Consider the following 22,380-nt stretch of genomic DNA (forward strand, 5'->3'; position numbering starts at 1 on the left):
CAGGCAGCACCCATCCCGCAAGGAGCTAACGCGCGTGACTGACCAGCCGCCCCTTCGCCCCCTTTCCGCGCTTGGACTTAGTCCGACCAGAGGGGGGAATGTCCCTGTCACCGGGCTGGCGCTGGACAGCCGCCATGTGCGCCAAGGCGCATTGTTCGCGGCCCTTCCCGGCAGTCGCGTTCATGGCGCCGAATTCATTTCCTATGCGCTGCGCATGGGCGCGGCTGCTGTGCTGACCGACCGCGACGGTGCCGAAATCGCGCAAGATGCGCTGGCGGGCAGTGATGCTGCGGTGGTGCTGGCGGAAGATCCGCGCGCCGCGTTCGCCTTGGCCTGTGCGCTGTGGTTCGGGGCGCAGCCCGCGCAGATGGTGGCGGTGACGGGCACGAATGGCAAAACTTCGGTGGCCAGTTTCGCCCGCCAGATCTGGGCCAATCTGGGCCATGAGGCAGTCAATCTGGGCACCACGGGCGTAGAAGGGGCATATTCCGCCCCGCTGGCCCATACCACGCCCGACCCCATAACCCTGCATCGGTTGCTGGCCGATATGGCGCATGCGGGCGTGACACATGCCGCAATGGAAGCATCTTCGCATGGCTTGGACCAGCGCCGCCTTGACGGGGTGCGCCTGCGCGCTGCGGCCTTCACCAACCTGACACAGGACCATCTGGATTATCATGTGACGATGGAGGCCTATTTCGCGGCCAAAGCGCAGCTGTTTGACCGGCTTTTGTCCGAAGACGGCGTGGCCGTCATCAATATGGATGACCCCTATGGCGCCGATATTCTGGCTATTGCCGAAGCGCGCGGGCAGGGCAGTTTGACGATCGGGCGCAACGCGGATGCGGATTTGCGCATTCTGGGCCAGCGGTTTGACGCAGCAGGCCAGACATTGCGCTTCAGCTATGCAGGCAAGACCTATCAGGAATACTTGCCCCTGATTGGCGGGTTTCAGGCCGAAAATGTGCTGGCGGCGGTCGGGCTGGTGCTGGCCTGCGGGGATGATGCTGATGATGTTGCCCTGCGCCTGCCGCTTCTGGACGGGGTGCGGGGGCGCATGCAACTGGCGGGCGCGCGTGCCAATGGGGCGCCGGTATTCGTGGATTATGCCCATACGCCCGCCGCGCTGGAGGTGGCGCTGCAGGCACTGCGCCCGCATGTGATGGGGCGCTTGATTGTCGTGTTCGGGGCAGGTGGGGACCGCGACAAGGGCAAACGCCCGTTGATGGGGCGCGCGGCAAGTGCGCATGCCGACATTGTTTTTGTGACAGATGACAACCCAAGATCAGAAGACCCTGCGCAAATTCGGGCGGCAGTCCTGCAAGGGTGCCCGAATGCCCATGAAGTGCCCGACCGCGCCGAGGCTATTTTGCGCGCCGTTGATGCGCTGGGTCCGGGGGATGCGCTTCTGGTCGCGGGCAAGGGCCATGAAACCGGGCAAATCATCGGCGAAACAGTCTATCCCTTTGATGATGTGGAACAGGCAAGTGTTGCCATTGCCGCATTGGAGGGGCAGCCATGACCCTTTGGACAGCATCGGATGCGGCGCTTGCCACAGGCGGGCAGGCGCGCGGGGACTGGCAGGCGCATGGTATTTCCATTGACACGCGCAGCCTGCAGCCGGGGGATTTGTTCATCGCGCTGAAAGCTGCGCGCGACGGGCATGATTTTGTGGCCCAGGCGCTGGCAAATGGCGCGGCGGCGGCCATGGTGGATCATGTCCCCTGCGGCGTGGCACAGGATGCGCCGCTTTTGCTTGTGCCGGATGTGATGACCGCGCTTGCGGCGCTGGGGGCGGCGGGGCGCGCGCGCAGCAAGGCGCAGGTGATTGCGGTAACTGGGTCTGTGGGCAAGACATCAACCAAGGAAATGTTGCGCGACATGCTGCAGGCGTTTGGCAAGACCCATGCCGCCGAGGCCAGTTTCAACAACCATTGGGGGGTGCCGGTCACGCTGGCGCGCATGGCCCCTGATGCGGATTTTGCAGTCATAGAAATTGGCATGAACCAGCCGGGGGAAATTGCACCCTTGGCCGCACTGGCCCGCCCGCATGTGGCCATGATTACCACTATCGCGCCAGCCCATTTGGAAGCCTTTGAAAATATTGAAGGGATCGCGCAGGAAAAAGCCAGCATCTTCACATCACTTGACAGCACTGGGCACGCAATTTTCCCCTGTGACCTGCCCACAAGCCCCATTTTGCGCGACGCGGCAACCCTGTCGGGGGCCACGCTTTGGCCCTTTGGCGTTGGGGCAGACAGCGGTGTTGTGCCCGAAGACATGACCCAGACCGACGCGGCGCTGGTCGTGCGCGCCAATGTGGGCGGCACGCGCGTGGCTGTGCGGCTGGCCAATGCAGGGGCGCATTTTGGCATGAACGGGCTGGGGTGTCTGGCCGTGGCGCAGGCGCTTGGGCTGGATCTGGCGCGCGCGGCACTGGGTCTTGGGCGGTGGCAGCCCCCGGCGGGGCGCGGCTTGCGCCAGACCATTACACTGGACGCGCTGGAAGACCTGTCTTTCACGCTGATTGATGACGCTTTCAACGCCAACCCCGCATCGCTGGAAGCGGCGCTGGACATGCTGGCAAAAATCACCCCCTCGCAAACCCCGACGGGGCGGCGCGGGCGGCGCGTTGCCATTCTGGGCGATATGCTGGAACTTGGCCCGAATGAACGGGCCTTGCACGAATCTGTGGCCCAGTATCCCGCGATGGCCAGTGTTGATCTGGTGCATTGTGTCGGGCCACGGATGGCAGCGCTGTCGCGCAAATTGCCGCTGCGCCAGCGCGGGCGCCATGTTGCCCATGCCGATGATCTGGCCGGCATCGTTCATCTGCTGGTCGCGCCCGGCGATGTTGTTCTGGTCAAAGGGTCGAAAGGCAGCCTTGTGTCAGGCATTGTCACGGCGCTGCGCAGCCTTGACGCGCCAACTGATGGCACGCGTGCCCCCCGAAGAAGTTGAAGGAAGCACCATGTTTTATTTTTTGACCGAATTCGCGGGCACATTGCCGGGGTTCAACTTGTTCCGGTTCATCACGGTGCGTGCGGGCGCGGCTTTCTTCACAGCGCTGATTTTCGGCTTTGTGTTCGGCAAGCCGCTGATCAACATGCTCAAGCGGCGCCAGTCCAATGGCCAGCCCATCCGCGAAGACGGCCCCGAAAGCCATTTGCTCACCAAGACAGGCACGCCCACCATGGGTGGTTTGCTGATCCTGTCGGCGCTGACTGTGTCAACGCTGCTTTGGGCGCGGCTGGACAACCCCTATGTGTGGATTGTGCTTCTGGTCACAGTGTCGTTTGGCGCGATCGGGTTTGCCGATGATCTTGCCAAAGTGTCCAAGGGCAATGTCAAGGGCGTGCCGGGCCGTGTGCGGCTGGGGACGGGCATTTTGATTGGCCTGTTGGCCAGTGCGGCGGCCATGTATGTGCACCCCGACGATTTGCAAGGCCAGTTGGCCGTTCCGGTATTCAAGGAAGTTCTGCTGTCGCTGGGGTGGTTCTTCATTCCGTTTGGCGCGTTCGTCATTGTGGGCGCGGCCAATTCGGTCAACCTGACGGATGGTCTGGACGGTCTGGCCATCATGCCGGTGATGATTGCCGCAACCACGCTTGGGGTGATTGCCTATGCCGTGGGGCGGGTGGATTTCACGGCCTATCTGGATGTGCATTATGTGCCCGGTGTGGGGGAATTGCTGGTCTTTACCGCCGCGCTGGCCGGTGGGGGGCTGGGGTTCTTGTGGTATAACGCGCCCCCTGCGGCGGTGTTTATGGGCGATACCGGGTCACTGGCGCTGGGCGGTGCGCTGGGGGCAATTGCGGTGTCCATCAAGCATGAAATCGTGCTGGCCATCGTGGGCGGTATCTTTGTTGTCGAAACCTTGTCCGTCATTATTCAGGTCTTGTATTTCAAGCGCACGGGCAAGCGCGTGTTCCTGATGGCCCCGATTCACCACCATTTCGAGAAGAAAGGCTGGGCCGAACCGCAGATTGTCATCAGGTTCTGGATTATCGCGCTGGTGCTGGCGCTGATTGGGCTGGCAACGCTGAAAGTGCGCTGACGCGCGCAGCGATATGCATGCGCCGGGCGCCAGAGTGGGTCGTGTGCATTCGTAGCCACGCGACCCACTCTGGCTTTATGGTGTCGCATGTCTTTTTGCGCAAAACCGGTGCCCAGTTTTGCGCGACATGCGCTATTGCACGCCCGCCCGGCGTTTGCGCAGGATTTCCAGAATATACAGCGCCATCGCCCCCCATATCATGGGGAAGGCTATGACGCGCGCGCCGTCAAAGGGTTCGCGGAAGATGAACACGGATATCAGGAAAATCATCGTGGGAATGGAATAGCCTGCAATTGCGATGGTTGACAGGCGCAGCGCCTTGGCACCGTTTGCATACAGCATCAGCGGTGCTGCCGTTACCACCCCGCACCCCACAAGCAGCACCCAGTCCACTGCGCCCGCCTGCGCGCTGAAGCTGGTGCCCTGAAACAGGGTCCAGCCTATATAAACCAGCGCGAAGGGCAACAGGATCAGCGCTTCCAGCGCGAAACCCTGATTGGGGCCAATGGGCAGCGCGCGCTTGAAATAGGCGTAGCTGCCCCAGCTGAACACAATCAGCAAGGTTCCAATCGGCAGCGCGCCCGCGTCCAGCGTCAGCACAACCACCGCCGCCATTGCCAGCGCCACAGCGCCCCATTGCCGTGGGCTAAGCTTTTCGCCCAGCAGTGTTGCGCCCAGAAAGACGTTGAAGATGGGGTTGATATAATAGCCAAGCGCTGCATCCATGGCCTTGCCGGTCTGGATAAGCCAGACATAGGTTCCCCAATTGACGGAAATCAGCGCCGCCGTCACCAAAGCCATGCCCAGCATGCGCGGCGTTCGGATGGCGGTGCGCAAGTCATCTGTGCGCCCCAGCGCAATCAGCGCGATCAACGCCACCGGAACCGCCCAGATCACCCGATGGGCGATGACCTCTATAGTGGGGACATGCTCCAGCGCCTTGAAATAGAAAGGCAACATCCCCCAGATTGCAAAAGCGGCAATCGCGAAGGCAAAGCCGCGCGGGCTGTCATCAGTGGTCATCTGACGCGCCTTGCCCGGCCAGTTGTGCGCTGACCGCATCAATAAAGGCCTGCCCGCGGCTTTCGAAATCCTTGAACTGGTCGAAACTGGCCGCCGCAGGGGCCAGAAGAACCACATCGCCAGATTGCGCCTGTGACATGGCGCTGGCCACGGCGCGGTCCATGGTGTCGCAGATTTCATGCGCCGTGTCGCCCAGTTGCAAGGCAAATTCACGCGCCGAATGCCCGATCAGATAGGCTTTGGTCACTTTGCCCAGATGGGGCACCAGCGCGCTTATGCCCCCGTCCTTGCCCAGGCCCCCCGCAATCCAGTGAATGCGATCAAAGGCTTGCAGCGCCTGTGCCGCGCTTTCGGCATTGGTGGCCTTGCTGTCATTGATGTAGCGCACGCCGCGCGCTTCCGCGACAAGCTGGCTGCGGTGCGGCAGGCCCGTGAAGCTGTGCAACGCATCCTCTATCAGGCGCGGCGCAAGGCCAAGACTGCGCGCGGCGGCATAGGCCGCACAGGCGTTTTGATGGTTATGCGCCCCCGGTAACCCCTTGACGGTGCGCAAATCTATGGACGCAACCTGTTTGCCGCGCCGGTATTCGGCCAGAAACCCCTTGCGCGCAAAGACGTTCCAGCCCGGCCCGCTCAGCTTGCGCCCCGATGAGATGCGGATCACCCGCATGTCTTCGGGGTTCTGCCCAATCTGTCCGGCCAGAAACTGGCCTTCGAATTCATCAACGCCAATCACGGCATTGTCTGGCCCACCTTCGGCGAACAGCCTGCGTTTTGCCGCGAAATACCCCCCCATACCGCCGTGACGGTCCAGATGGTCGGCGGACAGGTTGGTAAACACTGCGATGTCCGGTGTCAGCGCGCGCGCCAGTTCCGTCTGGTAGCTGGACAGTTCCAGCACCACCACTTCGCCATTTTGGGGCGGGTCAATGGACAACACCCCCTTGCCGATGTTTCCTGCCATCTGTGTGGGGCGTCCGGCCTGTTCCAGAATATGGTGCAGCAAGGCCGTTGTGGTGGACTTCCCGTTTGATCCGGTGATGGCCACAACTTTGGGCGGCTGGTCAAATTCCATGGTTTCCAGCGTGGCGAAGCTGCGGAAAAACAGCCCGATGTCATTGTCGACTGGCACACCCTGCGTGATTGCGCTGGCAATGATGCGGTTCGGGGTGGGATAAAGATGCGGGATGCCCGGGCTGACAATCAGGGCGGCAACCTCTGCCCAGTCAATTCTGGTCAGGTCGTGCACCGCAATCCCCTGACCTTCGGCGTTGCGGCGCGCCTCGGGGCTTTCGTCCCATGCCAGCGCAGTGGCGCCCCCCGCCTGCAACGCCGCACAAGTGGCCAGACCCGACCGCCCCAACCCCAGCACGGCAACGCGTGCCCCGTTATATCCTTGGATGGGGATCATGGTTCAGGGCCTTTCGTGCTTGGGGTCTTTGTTTGTTTTTGGGCCATGTCGGCGGGGCTTGCAAGGACCGCTTTCGGACGGCAGCACCCTGACGGGATACGGGCACGCGCAACAGGGACATATTTTGAAGCGGCGAATCACTTATATTCGCCTATGTGTGTGAAACTTTGCGATTGTTGCGCGGGTGCTGTTTGCGCTGACATGTTCTGTCGGTGGCACGCAATATCGGGCGGGCCGCGGAATCGTCATATTGTCGTCATGTGGAAAACAATATGAAAACAACGGTTTCCTGCAGTGCGGCGAAAATATATTCACAATATTGACAGATAATCTGTGAATAAATTTACAAAAAAATCCTTTAGTTAAAAAAAGTTACACAAACTTTGACGAATGCGTTATAACAGTTTTGGGGAAGGGCGTGTGCCAAGGTGCCGCGCCAGAATTTTTTGGGGAAGGGGAGGTGCCGCAATTGGTGGCCTTGTGCCTGCCCCGCGCGACTGGAGGAGTGTTCATGTCCAATACCTATCCCGCTTCCGATGCGTTTGTTGCAAACGCACATATCGACGCCGCGAAATATGATGAGATGTATGCGGCATCTGTCAGTGATCCGGACGTTTTCTGGGGTGAGCATGGCAAGCGTATTGACTGGATCAAACCCTTTACCAAGGTCAAGAATGCGACATTTGACTATGGCAAGGTCGACATCAAATGGTTTGAAGATGGCACATTGAACGTGTCTGCAAATTGCATTGACCGTCATGTGACCACACGCGCCAGCCAGACCGCAATTATCTGGGAACCCGATGACCCCCAAACCCCGGCGCGGCATATCAGCTATCTGGAATTGCTGGAACAGACCAGCCGCATGGCCAATGTGCTGAAGGAACACGGCATTGGCAAGGGCGACCGCGTGGTGCTGTATCTGCCCATGATCCCCGAAGCGGCCTATGCAATGCTGGCCTGCGCGCGTATCGGGGCCGTGCATTCAATCGTGTTTGCGGGCTTTTCGCCGGACGCGCTGGCAAACCGTATCAATGATTGTCAGGCCAAGGCCGTCATCACCGCCGACACTGCACCGCGCGGCGGGCGGCGCACGGCGTTGAAATCCAATACCGACAAGGCGCTGTTTGATTGTTCCGACAAGGTCAAGTGTTTCGTGGTCAAGCATACCGGCGACCAGACCACATGGGTGGACGGGCGCGACATTGACCTGAAGGCCGAAATGGACGCGGCCAACGCCTATTGCCCCTATACCGAAGTGGGTGCAGAAGACCCGCTGTTCATTCTGTATACCTCTGGGTCGACGGGCCGCCCGAAAGGGGTTGTCCACACTTCTGGCGGGTATCTGGTCTATGCGGCCATGACGCAGCAATACACCTTCGACTATCATGATGGCGATGTGTTCTGGTGCACCGCTGATGTGGGCTGGGTGACAGGGCACAGCTACATCATTTACGGACCGCTGGCCAATGGGGCGACAACGCTGATGTTTGAAGGCGTGCCAACCTATCCGGATGCAGGGCGTTTCTGGGAAGTTTGCGCCAAGCACAAGGTCAACCAGTTCTACACCGCCCCCACAGCCATTCGCGCGCTGATGGGGCAGGGCACGGAATGGGTGGAAAAGCACGACCTGTCCTCGTTGAAATTGCTGGGGTCGGTGGGCGAACCTATCAACCCAGAAGCGTGGAACTGGTATAATGAAAATGTCGGCAAGGGCCGCTGCCCGATTGTGGATACCTTCTGGCAAACCGAAACCGGCGGGCACATGATCACCGCGCTTCCCGGTGCCATGCCTGCCAAACCCGGTTCGGCCACCAAGCCGTTTTTCGGTGTGGTCCCCGAAGTGCTGGACCCCGCCACTGCCGAAGTGCAGACCGACACCGCCGCCGAAGGTGTGTTGTGCATCAAGGAAAGCTGGCCAGGTCAGATGCGCACCGTCTGGGGCGATCATGAACGTTTCATGGAAACCTATTTCAGCCAGTATAAGGGCTATTACTTCACGGGCGACGGGTGCCGCCGTGATGCGGATGGCGATTACTGGATCACGGGGCGCGTGGATGACGTGATCAACGTCTCGGGGCACCGCATGGGCACTGCAGAAGTTGAATCCGCCCTTGTCGCGCATGAAGCCGTCGCCGAAGCCGCCGTTGTGGGCTACCCCCATGACATCAAGGGGCAGGGGATTTATGCCTATGTCACCTTGATGAACAACATCGAACCGACCGAGGATTTGCGCAAGGAACTGGTCAAATGGGTGCGCACCGAGATTGGACCCATCGCCAGCCCTGACCTTATTCAATGGGCCCCCGGTCTGCCGAAAACCCGTTCCGGAAAAATCATGCGCCGTATCCTGCGCAAGATTGCCGAGGATGATTTCGGCGCATTGGGCGACACCTCTACGCTGGCAGATCCGTCAGTGGTGGATGAGTTGATTGAAAACCGCATGAACCGGGCGTGACAGGGATGAGCGAGACAATGACAAAATCTGCAGTATTGATCCTGCTTGGCCCCCCCGGTGCGGGCAAGGGCACACAGGCGCGCATGCTGGAAGAAAAATTCGGCCTTGTGCAATTGTCCACGGGTGACCTGTTGCGCGCCGCAGTGGCGGCGGGCACGGATGCGGGCAAACAGGCCAAGGCCGTGATGGATGCGGGCGGGCTGGTCAGCGATGAGATTGTTCTGGCCATCCTGCGCGACCGGATGGCCGAACCCGACACGGCAAAAGGGGTCATCCTTGACGGGTTCCCCCGCACCGCCAAACAGGCCGAAGCGCTGGACGCGCTGCTGGCCGAACAGGGCATGGCACTGGGCGCGGCCATTTCGCTGGATGTGGATGATGCGGCCATGGTGGACCGGGTTGCAGGCCGCTACACCTGCGCCAATTGTGGCGAAGGCTATCACGACAGTTTCAAGAAACCCGCCGTTGCAGGGGTGTGCGACAAGTGCAACGGGACCGAATTCAAGCGGCGGGCCGATGACAATGCCGAAACAGTAGGCGCGCGACTTGCGGCCTATCATGACCAGACCGCACCGCTGATCACATATTACGACGGGCAGGGGGCGCTGCGGCGCGTGGATGCAATGGGCCGGATCGACGCCATTGCCGCCGCATTGGCCCAGATCGTGCAAGACGTGACAGCGTAGGAATCCGGGCAACCGGAAAACGGACGGGCACTGAAACGCGCCCGAATGCAGGCCACTGAGGAGCAATCGGGCCTGCGCACAGGAAAGGTGTGTCGACAGCACATCTTCCCTGCAAGAGAGGAAGCCAGCCCCAAAAGGGGGCGGCACTGGAGGAAACTGGGAGACGTCACAATGTCAGACAAGTCGACAGACGCCTACTGGAAGGCCAACATTCGCATCATTACCATTTCCATGGTGATCTGGGCGCTTGTGTCCTTCGGGTTCGGCATCGTTCTACGCCCGCTTTTGTCGGGTATTCCAATCGGTGGGACCGATCTTGGGTTCTGGTTCGCGCAGCAAGGCTCGATCCTGACCTTTATCGTCCTGATCTTCTACTACACCTGGTACATGAACAAACTCGACAAAGAGTTTGGCGTGGAAGAATGAGGGATACCTGAAAAATGGATCAGTTTGTAATCAACCTTATCTTTGTGGGCGCATCCTTCGCGCTTTACATTGGTATCGCGATCTGGGCACGCGCCGGGTCGACCTCTGACTTTTATGCGGCTTCGCGCGGGGTTAACCCCATCGTCAACGGTGCGGCCACTGCGGCGGACTGGATGTCGGCGGCAAGCTTCATTTCGATGGCGGGTCTTATCGCCTTCGTGGGCTATGGCAACTCGACCTTCCTGATGGGCTGGACGGGCGGCTATGTGCTGTTGGCCATGTTGCTGGCCCCCTATCTGCGCAAATTCGGCCGCTTCACTGTGCCCGACTTCATCGGGGACCGTTTCTACAGCCAGACCGCGCGTCTGGTGGCTGTCATCTCGCTTCTGGTCATGTCGATCACCTATGTGATCGGCCAGATGACGGGTGCTGGCGTGGCGTTTTCGCGCTTTCTGGAAGTTTCCAACCAGACCGGCCTGTTCATCGCGTCGGGCGTTGTGTTCATCTATGCCGTTCTTGGCGGGATGAAGGGCATTACCTATACGCAGCTTGCGCAATATGTCGTGCTGATCATCGCCTATACCATTCCTGCGGTGTTCATCTCGATGCAGCTGACAGGTAACCCGCTGCCACAGCTTGGGCTGTTCAGCACGCATACGGCTTCTGGCCAGCCGCTGCTGACCACATTGAACGAAGTTCTGGTTGAACTGGGCTTCAATGACTATACCGGCAATCACGGATCAACCTTCAACATGGTGTTGTTCACCCTGTCGCTGATGATCGGTACTGCAGGTCTGCCGCATGTGATCATCCGCTTCTTTACGGTTCCGAAAGTGGCAGATGCGCGCAAATCGGCAGGTTGGGCGCTGGTGTTTATCGCGCTTCTGTACACGGTTGCACCTGCTGTTGGTGCAATGGCGCGTCTGAACATCATCACCACGCTGTATCCCAACGGTGTCGCAGGCGAGCCGCTGGCATTCGACGCCAAGCCCGACTGGATGCTGAACTGGGAACGCACAGGTCTGTTGCGCTTCGAAGACAAGAACGGCGATGGCCTGATCCAGTACTATAACGAAGCCCGCCCACCGGCGCGCGCCGTTGAAGAAGGCTGGGAAGGCAATGAAATGGTCACCTTCAACCAGGATATTCTGGTTCTGGCGAACCCCGAAATTGCACAGCTTCCCGGTTGGGTTATCGGTCTGATCGCGGCTGGCGGTCTGGCGGCGGCGCTGTCCACGGCGGCAGGTCTGTTGCTGGCAATTTCGTCCGCCATCAGCCATGACCTGATCAAGTCCATGATCAATCCGGGCATTTCGGAAAAGGGCGAATTGCTTGCGGCCCGTATTTCGATGGCCTTTGCGATTGCGCTGGCAACCTATCTGGGCCTCAACCCGCCGGGCTTTGCGGCGCAGGTGGTGGCGCTGGCCTTCGGTCTGGCAGCATCCTCGCTGTTCCCGGCCATCATGATGGGCATCTTCTCCAAGAAGATGAACTCCTCGGGGGCGATTGCCGGCATGATCGTGGGTCTTGGGTCCACAGTGCTGTATATCTTCACCTATCTGGGGTGGTTCTTCATCCCCGGCACCAACATGTTGGCCAACACACCTGACAACTGGCTGTTCGGCATCTCACCGCTAAGCTTTGGTGCGGTTGGTGCGGCGCTGAACTTCGCAGCGGCCTATGTCGTCAACAAAATGACCGGCGATGCGCCTGCGGAAATTCAGGAACTGGTGGAATCGATCCGCGTGCCCAAAGGGGCAGGCGCGGCTGTCGATCACTGATCCGACGCAAAGACACTGGCCTGTCCCCGTGCTACCGGGGGCAGGCCGTCCCAACTTGGGGCCGGTGCAATCAGGACAAAGACAATGACCCAAATCGCCCCGAAAGTTCTGGAATTCCTGCAATCGGTGCATCCATATGATTCCTTGCCGCAGGACGAACTGGCGCGTGTCGCCAGTTGCTTCAGCCGCAAGGAAGTGTCTGCAGGCACAGTTGTCTATTCCGAAGGCGAGCCGATAGACGGGGTGTATCTGGTCAAATCCGGCACAATCGAAGTGACTGATACCCATGGCGCGCTGGTGTCCATACTGGCGCCGCGCAATTCCTTCGGGGAACGCGGCCTTTTGCGGGACGGGCGCGCGGTGACAACGGCAACTGCCACGGCAAATTCGGTGCTGTTGTGCCTGCCCGCGCCCGAACTGCGCCACCTGATCGCCAATTTCCCGGCGTTTGAACGGTTTTTCAGCCGGGGCGTGCCCTCGGGCGGGAAGCTGGGGCGGCAAAATGACCTTGCCACGCTGAAGGTGGCCGATCTGATGGCGCGCAAGCCCGTGACGGCCACACCACAAATGACCGCCCAGCAAGCGGCCGGGTTGATGCGCGACAACCGCATTTCCAGTGTGGCCGTGGTCGAGGGCGAAAAGCTGGTTGGCATTGTGACAACACGCGACCTGTCAGGCCGTGTGCTGGCAGAAGGACGCCCCCTTGATACCCCGCTGGCCGAAGTGATGACCCCTGACCCGCTGGCGTTGTCGCCCAATTCGCTGGGGTCGGATATCTTGCATATGATGCTGGAACACCGGATCGGGCATTTGCCCGTGGTGCGTGGCGATACGCTTGTGGGCATGATCACCCAGACAGACCTGACGCGGTTTCAGGCCATCAGTTCGGGGCAATTGGTGCGCGATGCGGCCGTGGCGGAAAGCTATGCTGATCTGGCCCATGTGACCGAACGTATTCCGCAGCTTTTGTTGCAACTGGTGGGCGCACATAACGCCCATGATGTGATCACCCGCCTGATTACCGACATTGCCGATACCGTGACGCGGCGGTTGTTGAAACTGGCCGAAGAAAAGCTTGGACCCCCGCCCGTGCCCTATCTTTGGGCGGCCTGTGGCAGTCAGGGCCGCCAGGAACAAACCGGCGTCAGTGATCAGGACAATTGCATCATCATAGATGACAGCGTGACCCCGGATGACATGGGCTATTTCGCCGATCTGGCGCGGTTTGTGTCTGATGGTCTGGATGCGGCGGGGTATTTCTATTGCCCCGGCGACATGATGGCGACCAATCCGCGGTGGTGCCAGCCGGTCCGCGTGTGGCGGCGGTATTTTCAGGGCTGGATCAACTCCCCCTCGCCAGAAGCGCAGATGCTGTCTTCGGTCATGTTTGATCTGCGCCCGATTGGCGGGCAGGTCAGTCTGTTTCGGGATTTGCAGGATGAAACGCTGGACGCGGCCAGCAAGAATTCGATTTTCGTTGTCCACATGATTTCGAATTCCATCAAACACGCACCCCCGCTTGGGTTGCTGCGCGGCTTTGCAACCATTCGTTCGGGTGAACATAAGAACCATGTCGACATGAAGCTGGGCGGTGTGGTGCCGGTCACTGACCTTGCGCGCGTCTACGCACTGCGCGGGCGCATCACGGCTGTCAATACACGCGCGCGCCTGCTGGCGGCCGAAGAGCAGGGCATCATCTCGGTGTCTGGCGCGCGCGACCTGATCGAAGCTTATGACTTGATTGCAGACCTGCGCCTTGAAAATCAGGCGACACTGGTGCGCATGGGGCGCAAGCCTGACAATTTTCTTGCGCCATCCGACCTGTCGGATTTCGAACGCAGCCACTTGCGCGATGCATTCGTCGTGGTGCGCACCATGCAATCTGCCGTAGGCCAGATTGCAGGAACCTTAGGCTAGAAGGACCAGCCCCCTATGATTATCGAATTTCTGGCCGTTATCGTCGCAGGCTTTGGCGGTTTTGGGGTGGCGCATCTTCTGCACCGCCTGAGCTGGCGCAACCTGCCGGACTGGATTGCGCCTTTCGGGGCGGCGGCGGGGATGGTGTGCATGCTGGTCTGGCTGGAATACACCTGGGCCGGACGGTTCGAGGCCGGTTTGCCGGATGAAGTGACTGTTGTCAGCAAGAATGAGCATCGCATCTGGTATCGCCCCTGGACCTATGTTGTGCCGCTGACCACCCGCATTGCCGCAATCGACAACCGGGTGCGCCAGACCAACCGCAACAACCCCGATATGGTTCTGACAGGTGTGGTCCTGAAGGAACGTTGGGCGCTGACCTTCGGGTTTCAGTCCTTGTTTGACTGCAGCACAGCACGCCGCGCTGATCTGACCGAAGGCACAATCTTGAATGATCAAGGGATACCGGCCGCCGCTGAATGGTATCAGCTGACGCCCGACGACCCGTTTCTGACCGTCGCATGTGCAGGAGGAGGAGCCGCAAATGGAGGAGTGCGCGAAGAAGGCGAAGATTCTGGTGGTCGAGGATGAAGACAACATCGCCATAGCGCTGGACTATCTTCTGACCCGCGAAGGCTATGACCAGACACGCCTTGCCACCGGGGCAGGGGCGCTGGACATGATCCGCGACCAAAAGCCCGATCTGGTTTTGCTGGACGTCATGCTGCCCGAAGTGTCGGGCTATGATATTTGCCAATCCGTGCGCGCCGACCCGGACTGCGCGGATGTGCGCATCCTGATGATGACGGCGCGCGGGTCGGCCATGGAACGGCGCAAGGGCTTGGCCATGGGGGCGGATGGTTTCATCTCCAAGCCGTTTGAACTGAAGGAATTGCGCGAAGAAGTGCGCAAGATCCTTGCTGGCGAAACTGTCCCGCCAACGGACCGCACCGATGCTTGAAAAACTTGGCCTGCGCGTCCGTATCCTGTTATTCTTTGCGTTGCTGGCCGCAGGTGCCGTTGCGGCAGTGGGGGTTGCGGGCTGGCTGGTGGTGTCGCGCAGCGCAACGCCCGATCTGGCCGCACCCATGGCGCAGGCCGCTATTCTGGCGGGGTTCCTGATCCTGTTTCTGGTCACCGGCATCTGGTATCTGTTCGACATGAATGTGGCGCGTGCCATTGACGGGCTGGCAAATGCCATTCGCACGCGCGCCCATGCCGATGTGCAAGGCGATCTGGGCCGCGAAAAGGACCGCGCGCGGTATCTGGGCGATCTTGCGCCTGCAGCGGCGGAAATATCGCAGTCACTGGCGCAAACCCGGTCCGCGCTGGCGGAATCGGTGGCGCGCGAAACATCCCGCCTGTCTGCGGAAAAGGCGCGTCTGGAAAAATTGCTGGCAGATGTGCCGGTCGCGGTGCTGCTGTGCACGGCGGATTATCAGCTTGCGTTCTATAACGGGCAGGCGGTCACCATTCTGGAAGCAGGCGGCGCACCGGGACTGGACCGCAATTTGCTGGACTACCTGCGCGAAGGGCCTGTGCGCCATGCCTATGAACGGCTGGCGAAACTGAACGACCCCGAAGCCGCATCCGACCTGATTTGCGCGACCACCACCAGCGGGCGGCTGTTGTCGGGGCGTATGCGGGTGTTGCGCCGCACAGAACACACGCAACGCCCCGGCTTCGTGCTGACCCTGCGCGATGTCACCGCTGATCTGGCCGCACATGCCGCGCGCGAATCCCTGCTGGCCGAGGTGTTCGACCGCGTGCGCCGCCCTGCCGCCAATTTGCAAACTGTGATCGGCGTCATTTCCGAAGACAAGGACATGGCACAAGCCGCTGACCTGATGGGCGCCATGCTGTCCGAAGTGCGCGGCCTGACCGCCGCCATCACCGAACTGGGCCAGCGCTATGACAAAGGGCGCAATGACTGGCGCCCGCTTGCGCAAATCCGCGCGCGCGATCTGATGGACGGGATCGGCGCGCAGTTCGAAACCCTTGGACTGGACCTGCAGACCGAAGGGCCGGAACTGATGCTGACCTGTGACGGGTTTGAACTGGCACTGTTGCTGCGCTGGCTGGGGCAGAAACTGGCGCAGGCCGGGCATGCGCGCAGCTTTCGTCTGGTTCTGGCAGAAGAAGACGGGCCGGGTGCCGTGCTGGATCTGGTCTGGCAGGGGCCGTCCCTGTCGGTTGGCGTGTTTGATTCGTGGCTGTCCGACGCGCTGGACCCCGACACCCCGGACCTGACCGCGCGCGCCGTCCTGAACGCCCATGGCACCGAGGCCTGGACCGAAATGCGCCCCGATGGCGTGTCGCGGGTGCGCCTGCCCATCCCCAACGCGCGCCGCGCCACAACCCGCCCCGCCCCCATCCAGCGCGAGGTGGTCTATGATTTCGACCTGCTGTCGAAAGCGCGCAATGCAGGCGTTCTGGAAAGCACGCTGGAGGATCTGACCTATGTTGTGTTCGACACGGAAACCACCGGCCTGACACCGTCCAGTGACGAAATCGTGCAAATCGCGGCTGTGCGCGTGGTCAATGGCCGCCGCGTCAAGCGCGAGGTGTTTGATACACTGGTTGATCCCGCGCGCCCCATCCCCCCCTCATCAACCGAAATTCACGGCATCACCGATGATATGGTCAAAGGCGCGCCCGACATGACCGAGGCTGGCAAGCGTTTCCATGATTTCGCGCGCGGGGCTGTTCTGGTGGCGCATAATGCGCCTTTTGACATGGAATTCCTGCGCAGGCATGAAAAATCCATGGGGGTGCGGTTCGACCATCCGGTGTTGGACACGGTGCTGCTGTCGGCGGTGGTTTACGGCCAGCTGGAACAACATTCACTGGACGCGCTGACCGCACGTCTGGGCATCACCATTCCCGAAGAAGCCCGCCACACTGCCATTGGCGATACCGTGGCCACAGCGGATGCGTTTTTGAAGCTGATTCCCATGCTGAAATCGCGCGGGCTGACAACATTTGGCGATGTCCTGACCGAAGTGCGCCGCCATGGACGGTTGTTGAAAGACCTGAATTAGCGATTTTCGCGCATTTCTGCGTGTTGCGCAAAACCGGTTCCCAGTTTTGCGCGACATGCTCCAGACGCCGCAACGCCAGAATGTCGTCCTTCAAACTGCTTTTGAAACACGCAGATCAAGCGGTTCACGCCACCCGCCACGTTCTCCACATATAGTCACATGATCGGAATATATATGGAAGTGGAGGCGAGTACCGGAATCGAACCGGTGTTCACGGATTTGCAATCCGCTGCGTAACCACTCCGCCAACTCGCCTCTGGGCCAAGCGGATACGCAGTCTGGCAGCCCGCGTCAAGGCTGTTTCTTAGGGGGCGGGCATCACCATGGGGCCGATATTGCGCCCTGCCAGTATATGCACATGCAGATGCGGCACTTCCTGAACGCCATCTGCACCGGCGTTGGAAATCAGTCTGTAGCCTGCGCCATCTGCGCCGGGGGAAATGCCAAGTTGCGCGCAGACTTTGCCTATGGCGCGGGTGAAATCCACGATTTCCGCATCCGAAGCGTCCAGCGCGAAATGGTCATGGCAGACATAAGGCCCTTTGGGGATGACCAGCACATGATGGGGCGCTTTGGGGGCGATATCGGTGAAGGCCAGCGCATGATCGGTTTCCAGCACTTTGATGCAGGGGATTTCACCGCGCAGAATTTTCGCAAAGATGTTCTGGTCGTCATATGTGTAAGGCATCGCGTCCTCTTGCAATGAAGGTGTCTGGCGCGCAAGGTAGGCCCAACAGGGCAGGGCGTCACCCCTGAAAAACAGACAGGCGGGCGGAAGATGGAATATTCCAGCGGTATGGATCTGGCGCAGGACCGGTATGAAGGGTGCTGGCTGGGCAATGGGGGGGCGCTTGTCTACCGTGAAGTGCCCAAAGCGGCCTGTTCGACACTGGCGCAGCTTGTCTATCATGCCGATCACGGGGCGTATTTTGACGGCGACATTCATGATGCACATGAGGGGGTGGTGAAATGGCCCTTTGCGCCGGATCTGATGGCCCCTGCGCGGGGCGGGGCGGCGTTTGTGTTTTCGGCGGTGCGCAACCCCTTTGCGCGGATATTGTCCTGCTTTCATGAAAAGATTTGCACGCTGCAGCGCGACGGCAAGCCCTATCGGGGGACATTGCGCCAGATGCTGGCGGAACGCTACGGGGCCGATCTGGGCGCGGGCGCGGACCCGGTGCCCGCGTTTCGGCGGTTTTTGCTGTTCGTGCGCGATGTGCATGTGTCCGGGCAGCGGTTCTGGTTTGACCGGCACTGGACGCCCCAAGCGCAGCATTTGCGCGCGCTTCCCTTGAATGGCGTGGCGTTTACGCATGTGTTTCAGGTTGAGGACTGGGACAGCGGCATCGCGCCGGTGCTGGCGCAAATTCCGCCAACGCGCAGGCCCGGGGCGGCGCGGCGCTTCAACTGCGGGCCGAAACCTGTGGCACCGCTGGCCGCGTATTTCGACGATATAAGCGTGCATTTCATGCAAGAACTGTATCGTTGGGATTTCGAGCTGTTCGGGTATGACCGTTTCGACCCCGGCGCGCGCCCTGTGGCAGAGCTGGATCTGGGGGCGATCAATTTGCGGCTGTCAGACCCGCATGCGCCGCATTGGGCGGGGCTGGGGGGGTGAATGTGCGTTTCAGAGCATGTCGCGCTCATGCGCGACATGCTCCAGCGAAGGTGTGGGGCAGGCAGGGGGCGGGCGGTGCCGCCCCCTGCCTGCCCCACTGGACCACCCGCAGGGCGGGTGTTTGCCCCTGCACCTGTGGTGCAGGGGCAGGGGCGCATTCCAGTGTGGTGTGCAACAGTGGAACCCGGGGCTTTGGGTATAAAAACACACGATCACAAGGGGACAGTGGGGCGCCGGGTGTCAAGGCGCGCGCCGCATCTCAGCGCAGGGATATCACCTTGCGGTCAATGGCCAGCATATAGCCTTGTCGCGCAATGTTGCGCACCAGAACTTCGCTGATCAACTGGTTGCCCAGCGTGTCGCGCAGGCGCTTGATGCGGGTGGCGCCTGCGGCCTCGTCGCAATTGGCAGCGTCGCGGCCCGAAATAACCGCTTCGATTGCCGCGCCAGACAACACTTCATCATCAATGCACGCTTCGGCCAGCACTGCCAGCGTTTCCATGGCCGCCGGTGTCAGGCGGAATTCCATATCATTGAGGGTGACGGCATTTGTGGCGCGGTCGATGACCAGTTGCGACACTTGCAGCCCCTGTTTTTCCACCTGCACCATGCGCCTGTTTAGCGTGATCAACATGATGATCATCACAAAAGATGTCACCAGAAGCCCGGTCGCAAAGACCAGCAACACGAAAATCACCACCCTGTAGGACACCAGTGTTTCGGAAAATGCCGTGCCCGATTGCGCCAGAATTTCCAGCAGTTTCAGTTCCGCAAGCCCCGTCAGGTCCGCATTTTCGACAAACACCCGTTCCACGCGCGCATTGAAGGCCCCTGCATCGGGCAGGTTGGCAAACAGCGCCCCCGCTGTCAGCGCCAGAATGCCCACAATGGCCGCAATGCCCCAAATGACAGCGCGGTTGCCCATGCGTGCCAGTTCACTGGCGGAGATGGATAGCCCCTGCATGCGCACTCCTGCGTTGAAAGTCATCTGCCCCGAAGATGGATTCAATTTGTAGAAGCGTCCAGCCGCTTCTTGAAATGACGGGTTCGGCATAGGCGCGCGCGGCCTGCATATTGGTGCAGGCCGGTTGCGGCAGTTCAATGATGCCATATTGCAGGCGCAAGGGGCTGTCCTGCTTGGCCTTGTAATCTGCGTAACATTGGCCCGAGGCTTGCCCCGCAAGCGCCAGAACCAGACATGTAGCAGCGCATAGAGTGGTTTTCATGCAGCAACCATCGCATTGGCGGGCGCGTTATTCAATATCACAGCCCGCGCAGGCGGCATGTTATCCGATAACAGGGCCGCGTTATTGCGTGACGGGGCCGTGCGGGCACAGGGTCATGGCATGGCTTGTGAATGAAAGGAAGCTGCGGCATGTCACATTTCTATTCCACCCTAAGGGTCAAAACCACTGGTGCCTTGCTGGCGGCGGGGGTTGCGCTGGGGGCAGTTGCCTTGCCTGCAACCCCTGCAAAAGCGTCAGAGGATGCGTTGGTCAAATTCCTGTTGGGCGCAGCCGCAGTGGCGATTGTCGTGCATGCCGCGCGGTCGGATGGCGGCGCCCCCAGCAGGGGCCGCCCGCAGCACAACAGCCGCGAATTGCCCGCCCAGTGTCAGGAAACATGGTCAGTGCGCAACCGCAACATTTTGCTTTATAATGCGCAATGCCTGCACGATGCGGGGCTGCGCACCCTGCCGCGCCACTGCCTTGACACCACGCGCACCAATCGCGGACAGCGCAGCGTGTATCGGGCGTCCTGCCTGCAGGATGCGGGCTTTCATGCGCAACACCGCGCCCCTGACCGGCGCCCCAATCGCTGGGAAGAAGACCGTCACCAGCCCGCCCCGCCGCGTGGTGGCAGTGGCTGGCAACGCGGGAATATCCTGCCGCAACGCTGCCTGATTTCCTACCACTATGGCGGGCAAACGCTGGCGGGGTATCGCGCGTCCTGTCTGGAACAGCGCGGGGTGCGTGACCTGCCGCGCACCTGTCAGGTGCGCAGCACCACGGGCACAATCTATTCCGCACAATGCCTGACCGAACGCGGCTTTCGCAGCCGGTCCTGACGGGGTTGCATCGGGGCCGCGCCTTCGGGCATTACATGGCCCATGACACACCAAACCGCCCCCGATTATGAACATGAGCGCCTTGCAGCCCTGCAAGGCGCGCGCCGTGTTGTGGGCGTGGATGAAGTGGGGCGCGGCCCGCTTTGTGGTCCGGTAACAGCGGCGGCTGTGTGGCTGGACCCCGACGCGCTGCCGGCAGGGCTGGCGGATTCCAAACGCCTGAACGCGCCCGCGCGCGAACGGGTGTTCGCCGCCATCATGGCCAGCGCTGATGTGGGTATCGGCCATGCCACTGCGGCCGAGATTGACGCGATCAACATTTTGCAGGCCACCTATCTGGCCATGCAGCGCGCCATTGCCGCGTTGCGCGTGCCGCCGGACCATTTGCTGATTGACGGCAACCGCCTGCCGCCCGCATTGCCATGTCCCGCGCAGGCCGTCGTCAAGGGCGATGCGCGCGTGTTGTCCATCGCGGCCGCATCCATCATCGCCAAGGTCACGCGCGACCGGATCATGGCAGACCTTGCGCTGCACTATCCCGGTTACGGCTGGGACGTGAACGCCGGATACCCCACAAAGCGTCACAAAAATGCCATAGCAGATTTGGGGGTCACCCCAGAGCATAGACGTTCCTTCGCCCCGATACGCAAAATCTTGTGTCCATAGCTTACATGAAGAAAGTTTTTCAAACACCTGATTCAAAAAGAAATTGACGGCGAATCGCCTTTGACTCATCTTAGGGCCACAACAAGCGCAAAAAGCGCATAAGCGAGGCAGAGATGGCAGTTTCAACATTGGCGCAGGGGGCGTCCGTGCTACCCTTGGATGAAATTCTTGGCGGAGACTGCATAAAGGTGATGAACGCGCTGCCAGAAGGCAGCATTGACCTCATCTTTGCCGACCCCCCCTATAACCTGCAATTGCGCGGTGAATTGCACCGCCCCGACAACAGCCGCGTTGACGCGGTGGATGACGCCTGGGACCAGTTCGACAGCTTCAAGGCCTATGACACTTTCACCCGCGCATGGCTGAAGGCCGCGCGCCGGTTGCTGAAACCCAACGGGGCGATCTGGGTCATCGGGTCCTATCACAACATCTTCCGCGTGGGCACCGCGCTTCAGGATGCGGGCTTCTGGATCCTGAATGACGTGGTGTGGCGCAAATCCAACCCCATGCCCAATTTCCGCGGCAAACGGCTGACCAATGCGCATGAAACCATGATCTGGGCGTCCAAGGCGGAAGGGGCGAAATACACCTTCAATTATGAAGCGCTGAAGGAACTGAACGAAGGCGTTCAAATGCGCAGCGACTGGGTGCTGCCCATCTGTTCGGGCCATGAACGCCTGAAAGATGACAAGGGCGACAAGGCCCACCCGACGCAAAAACCCGAATCCCTGTTGCACCGCGTGCTGGTGGGGTCCACCAATCCTGGCGATGTTGTGCTGGACCCGTTTTTCGGCACTGGCACCACGGGCGCAGTGGCCAAATTGCTGGGCCGCCACTACATTGGTATTGAACGCGAGGAAAACTACCGCAAGGTGGCCGCCAAACGGCTGGGGCAGGTGCGCCCGCTGGAAGCTGGCGTTCTGGAAACCACGCTGTCCAAACGGGCGCAACCGCGCGTGGCCTTTGGCCAACTGGTCGAACGCGGCCTGCTGCGCCCGGGCGAGGTGCTGGTCAACCCGCGCGGTCAGGCCGCAAAAGTGCGCGTGGATGGCTCGCTGGTCAGTGCCGAACATCGCGGCTCCATCCATCAGGTGGGCGCGGCGCTGGAAAACGCGCCGTCCTGCAATGGCTGGACCTATTGGCAGTTCAAACGCGATGGGCAGTTGATTCCGATTGATTTGCTGCGCCAGCAAATCCGCGCGGAAATGCACGACTGACCCAACCGTTT

The 22,380-nt window shown here is 60.6% G+C and carries 20 protein-coding genes and 1 tRNA gene; 15 read left to right on the forward strand and 6 right to left on the reverse strand.

The window, feature by feature from the left end; translation table 11 throughout:
• Window positions 1-34: 34 nt before the first annotated feature.
• Genes ACTZWY_RS08865 through mraY form a run of 3 tightly spaced genes read left to right on the forward strand, consistent with a single transcriptional unit; the run spans window position 35 to window position 4,057 of the window.
• A complete protein-coding gene (locus tag ACTZWY_RS08865; protein WP_444790336.1) occupies window positions 35-1,522 on the forward strand; it encodes a UDP-N-acetylmuramoyl-L-alanyl-D-glutamate--2,6-diaminopimelate ligase in 1,488 nt (495 codons plus the stop codon).
• Window positions 1,519-2,961, forward strand: a complete 1,443-nt coding sequence (locus ACTZWY_RS08870; protein WP_444790337.1) for a UDP-N-acetylmuramoyl-tripeptide--D-alanyl-D-alanine ligase — start codon at window positions 1,519-1,521, stop codon at window positions 2,959-2,961. The genes ACTZWY_RS08865 and ACTZWY_RS08870 overlap by 4 nt, the downstream gene beginning before the upstream one ends.
• Window positions 2,962-2,971: 10 nt before the next feature.
• Entirely contained in the window at window positions 2,972-4,057 is a 1,086-nt protein-coding gene (mraY, locus tag ACTZWY_RS08875; protein ID WP_444790338.1) for a phospho-N-acetylmuramoyl-pentapeptide-transferase, read from the forward strand.
• Window positions 4,058-4,189: 132 nt separating this feature from the next.
• On the opposite strand, the gene rarD is transcribed toward mraY, so the two are convergent.
• Together rarD and murD are read right to left on the reverse strand one after the other, a co-directional pair.
• Window positions 4,190-5,080, reverse strand: a complete 891-nt coding sequence (gene rarD, locus ACTZWY_RS08880) for an EamA family transporter RarD (RefSeq protein ID WP_444790339.1) — start codon at window positions 5,078-5,080, stop codon at window positions 4,190-4,192.
• Window positions 5,070-6,491 carry a UDP-N-acetylmuramoyl-L-alanine--D-glutamate ligase gene (murD, locus tag ACTZWY_RS08885; RefSeq protein ID WP_444790340.1) on the reverse strand — a complete coding sequence of 474 codons (1,422 nt, stop codon included), beginning with the start codon at window positions 6,489-6,491 and terminating at the stop codon, window positions 5,070-5,072. The genes rarD and murD overlap by 11 nt, the downstream gene beginning before the upstream one ends.
• 511 nt (window positions 6,492-7,002) lie before the next feature.
• Between murD and acs the strand changes: the two genes are divergently transcribed.
• From acs to ACTZWY_RS08925, 8 genes are all read left to right on the forward strand, one after another.
• Complete coding sequence (gene acs / locus ACTZWY_RS08890; protein WP_444790341.1) at window positions 7,003-8,949, forward strand: acetate--CoA ligase; 1,947 nt, start codon at window positions 7,003-7,005, stop codon at window positions 8,947-8,949.
• 17 nt (window positions 8,950-8,966) lie between these two features.
• The gene (locus ACTZWY_RS08895; RefSeq protein WP_444790342.1) at window positions 8,967-9,635 is read left to right on the forward strand and encodes an adenylate kinase; all 669 of its coding nucleotides are present in this window, start codon (window positions 8,967-8,969) and stop codon (window positions 9,633-9,635) included.
• Window positions 9,636-9,806: 171 nt separating this feature from the next.
• Window positions 9,807-10,061, forward strand: coding sequence for a DUF4212 domain-containing protein (locus ACTZWY_RS08900; RefSeq protein WP_444790343.1), 255 nt, complete (start codon window positions 9,807-9,809; stop codon window positions 10,059-10,061).
• A 14-nt stretch (window positions 10,062-10,075) separates the two neighbouring features.
• Window positions 10,076-11,842: a sodium:solute symporter family protein gene (locus ACTZWY_RS08905; protein ID WP_444790344.1), complete on the forward strand. Its 1,767-nt coding sequence runs from the start codon at window positions 10,076-10,078 to the stop codon at window positions 11,840-11,842.
• Window positions 11,843-11,926: 84 nt separating this feature from the next.
• A complete protein-coding gene (locus tag ACTZWY_RS08910) occupies window positions 11,927-13,759 on the forward strand; it encodes a DUF294 nucleotidyltransferase-like domain-containing protein (RefSeq protein ID WP_444790345.1) in 1,833 nt (610 codons plus the stop codon).
• A gap of 15 nt (window positions 13,760-13,774) precedes the next feature.
• Entirely contained in the window at window positions 13,775-14,350 is a 576-nt protein-coding gene (locus tag ACTZWY_RS08915; RefSeq protein ID WP_444790346.1) for a hypothetical protein, read from the forward strand.
• On the forward strand, window positions 14,304-14,720 hold the full coding sequence (locus ACTZWY_RS08920; protein ID WP_444790347.1) for a response regulator transcription factor: 417 nt from the start codon (window positions 14,304-14,306) through the stop codon (window positions 14,718-14,720). The genes ACTZWY_RS08915 and ACTZWY_RS08920 overlap by 47 nt, the downstream gene beginning before the upstream one ends.
• Window positions 14,713-16,800, forward strand: a complete 2,088-nt coding sequence (locus tag ACTZWY_RS08925; protein ID WP_444790348.1) for an exonuclease domain-containing protein — start codon at window positions 14,713-14,715, stop codon at window positions 16,798-16,800. The genes ACTZWY_RS08920 and ACTZWY_RS08925 overlap by 8 nt, the downstream gene beginning before the upstream one ends.
• Before the next feature lie 181 nt (window positions 16,801-16,981).
• Here ACTZWY_RS08925 and ACTZWY_RS08930 read toward each other — a convergent pair.
• Both ACTZWY_RS08930 and ACTZWY_RS08935 read right to left on the reverse strand, forming a co-directional pair.
• Window positions 16,982-17,055: transfer RNA gene (locus tag ACTZWY_RS08930), tRNA-Cys, on the reverse strand.
• A 49-nt stretch (window positions 17,056-17,104) separates the two neighbouring features.
• Window positions 17,105-17,488 carry an HIT domain-containing protein gene (locus ACTZWY_RS08935; RefSeq protein WP_444790349.1) on the reverse strand — a complete coding sequence of 128 codons (384 nt, stop codon included), beginning with the start codon at window positions 17,486-17,488 and terminating at the stop codon, window positions 17,105-17,107.
• A 90-nt stretch (window positions 17,489-17,578) separates the two neighbouring features.
• Here ACTZWY_RS08935 and ACTZWY_RS08940 point away from each other — a divergent pair, with 90 nt between their 5' ends.
• Window positions 17,579-18,418, forward strand: a complete 840-nt coding sequence (locus ACTZWY_RS08940; RefSeq protein WP_444790350.1) for a sulfotransferase family 2 domain-containing protein — start codon at window positions 17,579-17,581, stop codon at window positions 18,416-18,418.
• A gap of 259 nt (window positions 18,419-18,677) precedes the next feature.
• Here ACTZWY_RS08940 and ACTZWY_RS08945 read toward each other — a convergent pair whose 3' ends face one another.
• Window positions 18,678-19,382 carry a winged helix-turn-helix domain-containing protein gene (locus ACTZWY_RS08945; RefSeq protein WP_444790351.1) on the reverse strand — a complete coding sequence of 235 codons (705 nt, stop codon included), beginning with the start codon at window positions 19,380-19,382 and terminating at the stop codon, window positions 18,678-18,680.
• Window positions 19,354-19,644 (reverse strand): hypothetical protein, encoded by a 291-nt coding sequence (locus tag ACTZWY_RS08950; protein WP_444790352.1) that lies wholly within the window; start codon window positions 19,642-19,644, stop codon window positions 19,354-19,356. Before ACTZWY_RS08950 ends, ACTZWY_RS08945 begins: the two co-directional genes overlap by 29 nt.
• A 149-nt stretch (window positions 19,645-19,793) precedes the next feature.
• Between ACTZWY_RS08950 and ACTZWY_RS08955 the strand changes: the two genes are divergently transcribed.
• The 3 genes from ACTZWY_RS08955 to ACTZWY_RS08965 all read left to right on the forward strand — a co-directional run bounded on the left by ACTZWY_RS08955 (window position 19,794) and on the right by ACTZWY_RS08965 (window position 22,369).
• Window positions 19,794-20,486 (forward strand): hypothetical protein, encoded by a 693-nt coding sequence (locus ACTZWY_RS08955; RefSeq protein ID WP_444790353.1) that lies wholly within the window; start codon window positions 19,794-19,796, stop codon window positions 20,484-20,486.
• A gap of 42 nt (window positions 20,487-20,528) precedes the next feature.
• Window positions 20,529-21,152, forward strand: a complete 624-nt coding sequence (locus tag ACTZWY_RS08960) for a ribonuclease HII (RefSeq protein WP_444790354.1) — start codon at window positions 20,529-20,531, stop codon at window positions 21,150-21,152.
• Between the two features lie 113 nt (window positions 21,153-21,265).
• Entirely contained in the window at window positions 21,266-22,369 is a 1,104-nt protein-coding gene (locus tag ACTZWY_RS08965) for a site-specific DNA-methyltransferase (protein ID WP_444790355.1), read from the forward strand.
• Window positions 22,370-22,380 lie beyond the last annotated feature (11 nt).

Source organism: Roseinatronobacter sp. NSM (genome assembly GCF_052379845.1).
In the GTDB taxonomy this organism is placed as follows: domain Bacteria; phylum Pseudomonadota; class Alphaproteobacteria; order Rhodobacterales; family Rhodobacteraceae; genus Roseinatronobacter.

Excerpts from the sequence above, each read along its gene's own strand:
- ACTZWY_RS08870 (WP_444790337.1), top strand. The coding sequence starts at position 1,519 with ATGACCCTTTGGACAGCATCGGATGCGGCGCTTGCCACAGGCGGGCAG.
- mraY (WP_444790338.1), top strand. The coding sequence starts at position 2,972 with ATGTTTTATTTTTTGACCGAATTCGCGGGCACATTGCCGGGGTTCAAC.
- rarD (WP_444790339.1), bottom strand. The coding sequence starts at position 5,080 with ATGACCACTGATGACAGCCCGCGCGGCTTTGCCTTCGCGATTGCCGCT.
- murD (WP_444790340.1), bottom strand. The coding sequence starts at position 6,491 with ATGATCCCCATCCAAGGATATAACGGGGCACGCGTTGCCGTGCTGGGG.
- acs (WP_444790341.1), top strand. The coding sequence starts at position 7,003 with ATGTCCAATACCTATCCCGCTTCCGATGCGTTTGTTGCAAACGCACAT.
- ACTZWY_RS08895 (WP_444790342.1), top strand. The coding sequence starts at position 8,967 with ATGACAAAATCTGCAGTATTGATCCTGCTTGGCCCCCCCGGTGCGGGC.
- ACTZWY_RS08900 (WP_444790343.1), top strand. The coding sequence starts at position 9,807 with ATGTCAGACAAGTCGACAGACGCCTACTGGAAGGCCAACATTCGCATC.
- ACTZWY_RS08905 (WP_444790344.1), top strand. The coding sequence starts at position 10,076 with ATGGATCAGTTTGTAATCAACCTTATCTTTGTGGGCGCATCCTTCGCG.
- ACTZWY_RS08910 (WP_444790345.1), top strand. The coding sequence starts at position 11,927 with ATGACCCAAATCGCCCCGAAAGTTCTGGAATTCCTGCAATCGGTGCAT.
- ACTZWY_RS08915 (WP_444790346.1), top strand. The coding sequence starts at position 13,775 with ATGATTATCGAATTTCTGGCCGTTATCGTCGCAGGCTTTGGCGGTTTT.
- ACTZWY_RS08920 (WP_444790347.1), top strand. The coding sequence starts at position 14,304 with ATGGAGGAGTGCGCGAAGAAGGCGAAGATTCTGGTGGTCGAGGATGAA.
- ACTZWY_RS08925 (WP_444790348.1), top strand. The coding sequence starts at position 14,713 with ATGCTTGAAAAACTTGGCCTGCGCGTCCGTATCCTGTTATTCTTTGCG.
- ACTZWY_RS08935 (WP_444790349.1), bottom strand. The coding sequence starts at position 17,488 with ATGCCTTACACATATGACGACCAGAACATCTTTGCGAAAATTCTGCGC.
- ACTZWY_RS08940 (WP_444790350.1), top strand. The coding sequence starts at position 17,579 with ATGGAATATTCCAGCGGTATGGATCTGGCGCAGGACCGGTATGAAGGG.
- ACTZWY_RS08945 (WP_444790351.1), bottom strand. The coding sequence starts at position 19,382 with ATGCAGGGGCTATCCATCTCCGCCAGTGAACTGGCACGCATGGGCAAC.
- ACTZWY_RS08950 (WP_444790352.1), bottom strand. The coding sequence starts at position 19,644 with ATGAAAACCACTCTATGCGCTGCTACATGTCTGGTTCTGGCGCTTGCG.
- ACTZWY_RS08955 (WP_444790353.1), top strand. The coding sequence starts at position 19,794 with ATGTCACATTTCTATTCCACCCTAAGGGTCAAAACCACTGGTGCCTTG.
- ACTZWY_RS08960 (WP_444790354.1), top strand. The coding sequence starts at position 20,529 with ATGACACACCAAACCGCCCCCGATTATGAACATGAGCGCCTTGCAGCC.
- ACTZWY_RS08965 (WP_444790355.1), top strand. The coding sequence starts at position 21,266 with ATGGCAGTTTCAACATTGGCGCAGGGGGCGTCCGTGCTACCCTTGGAT.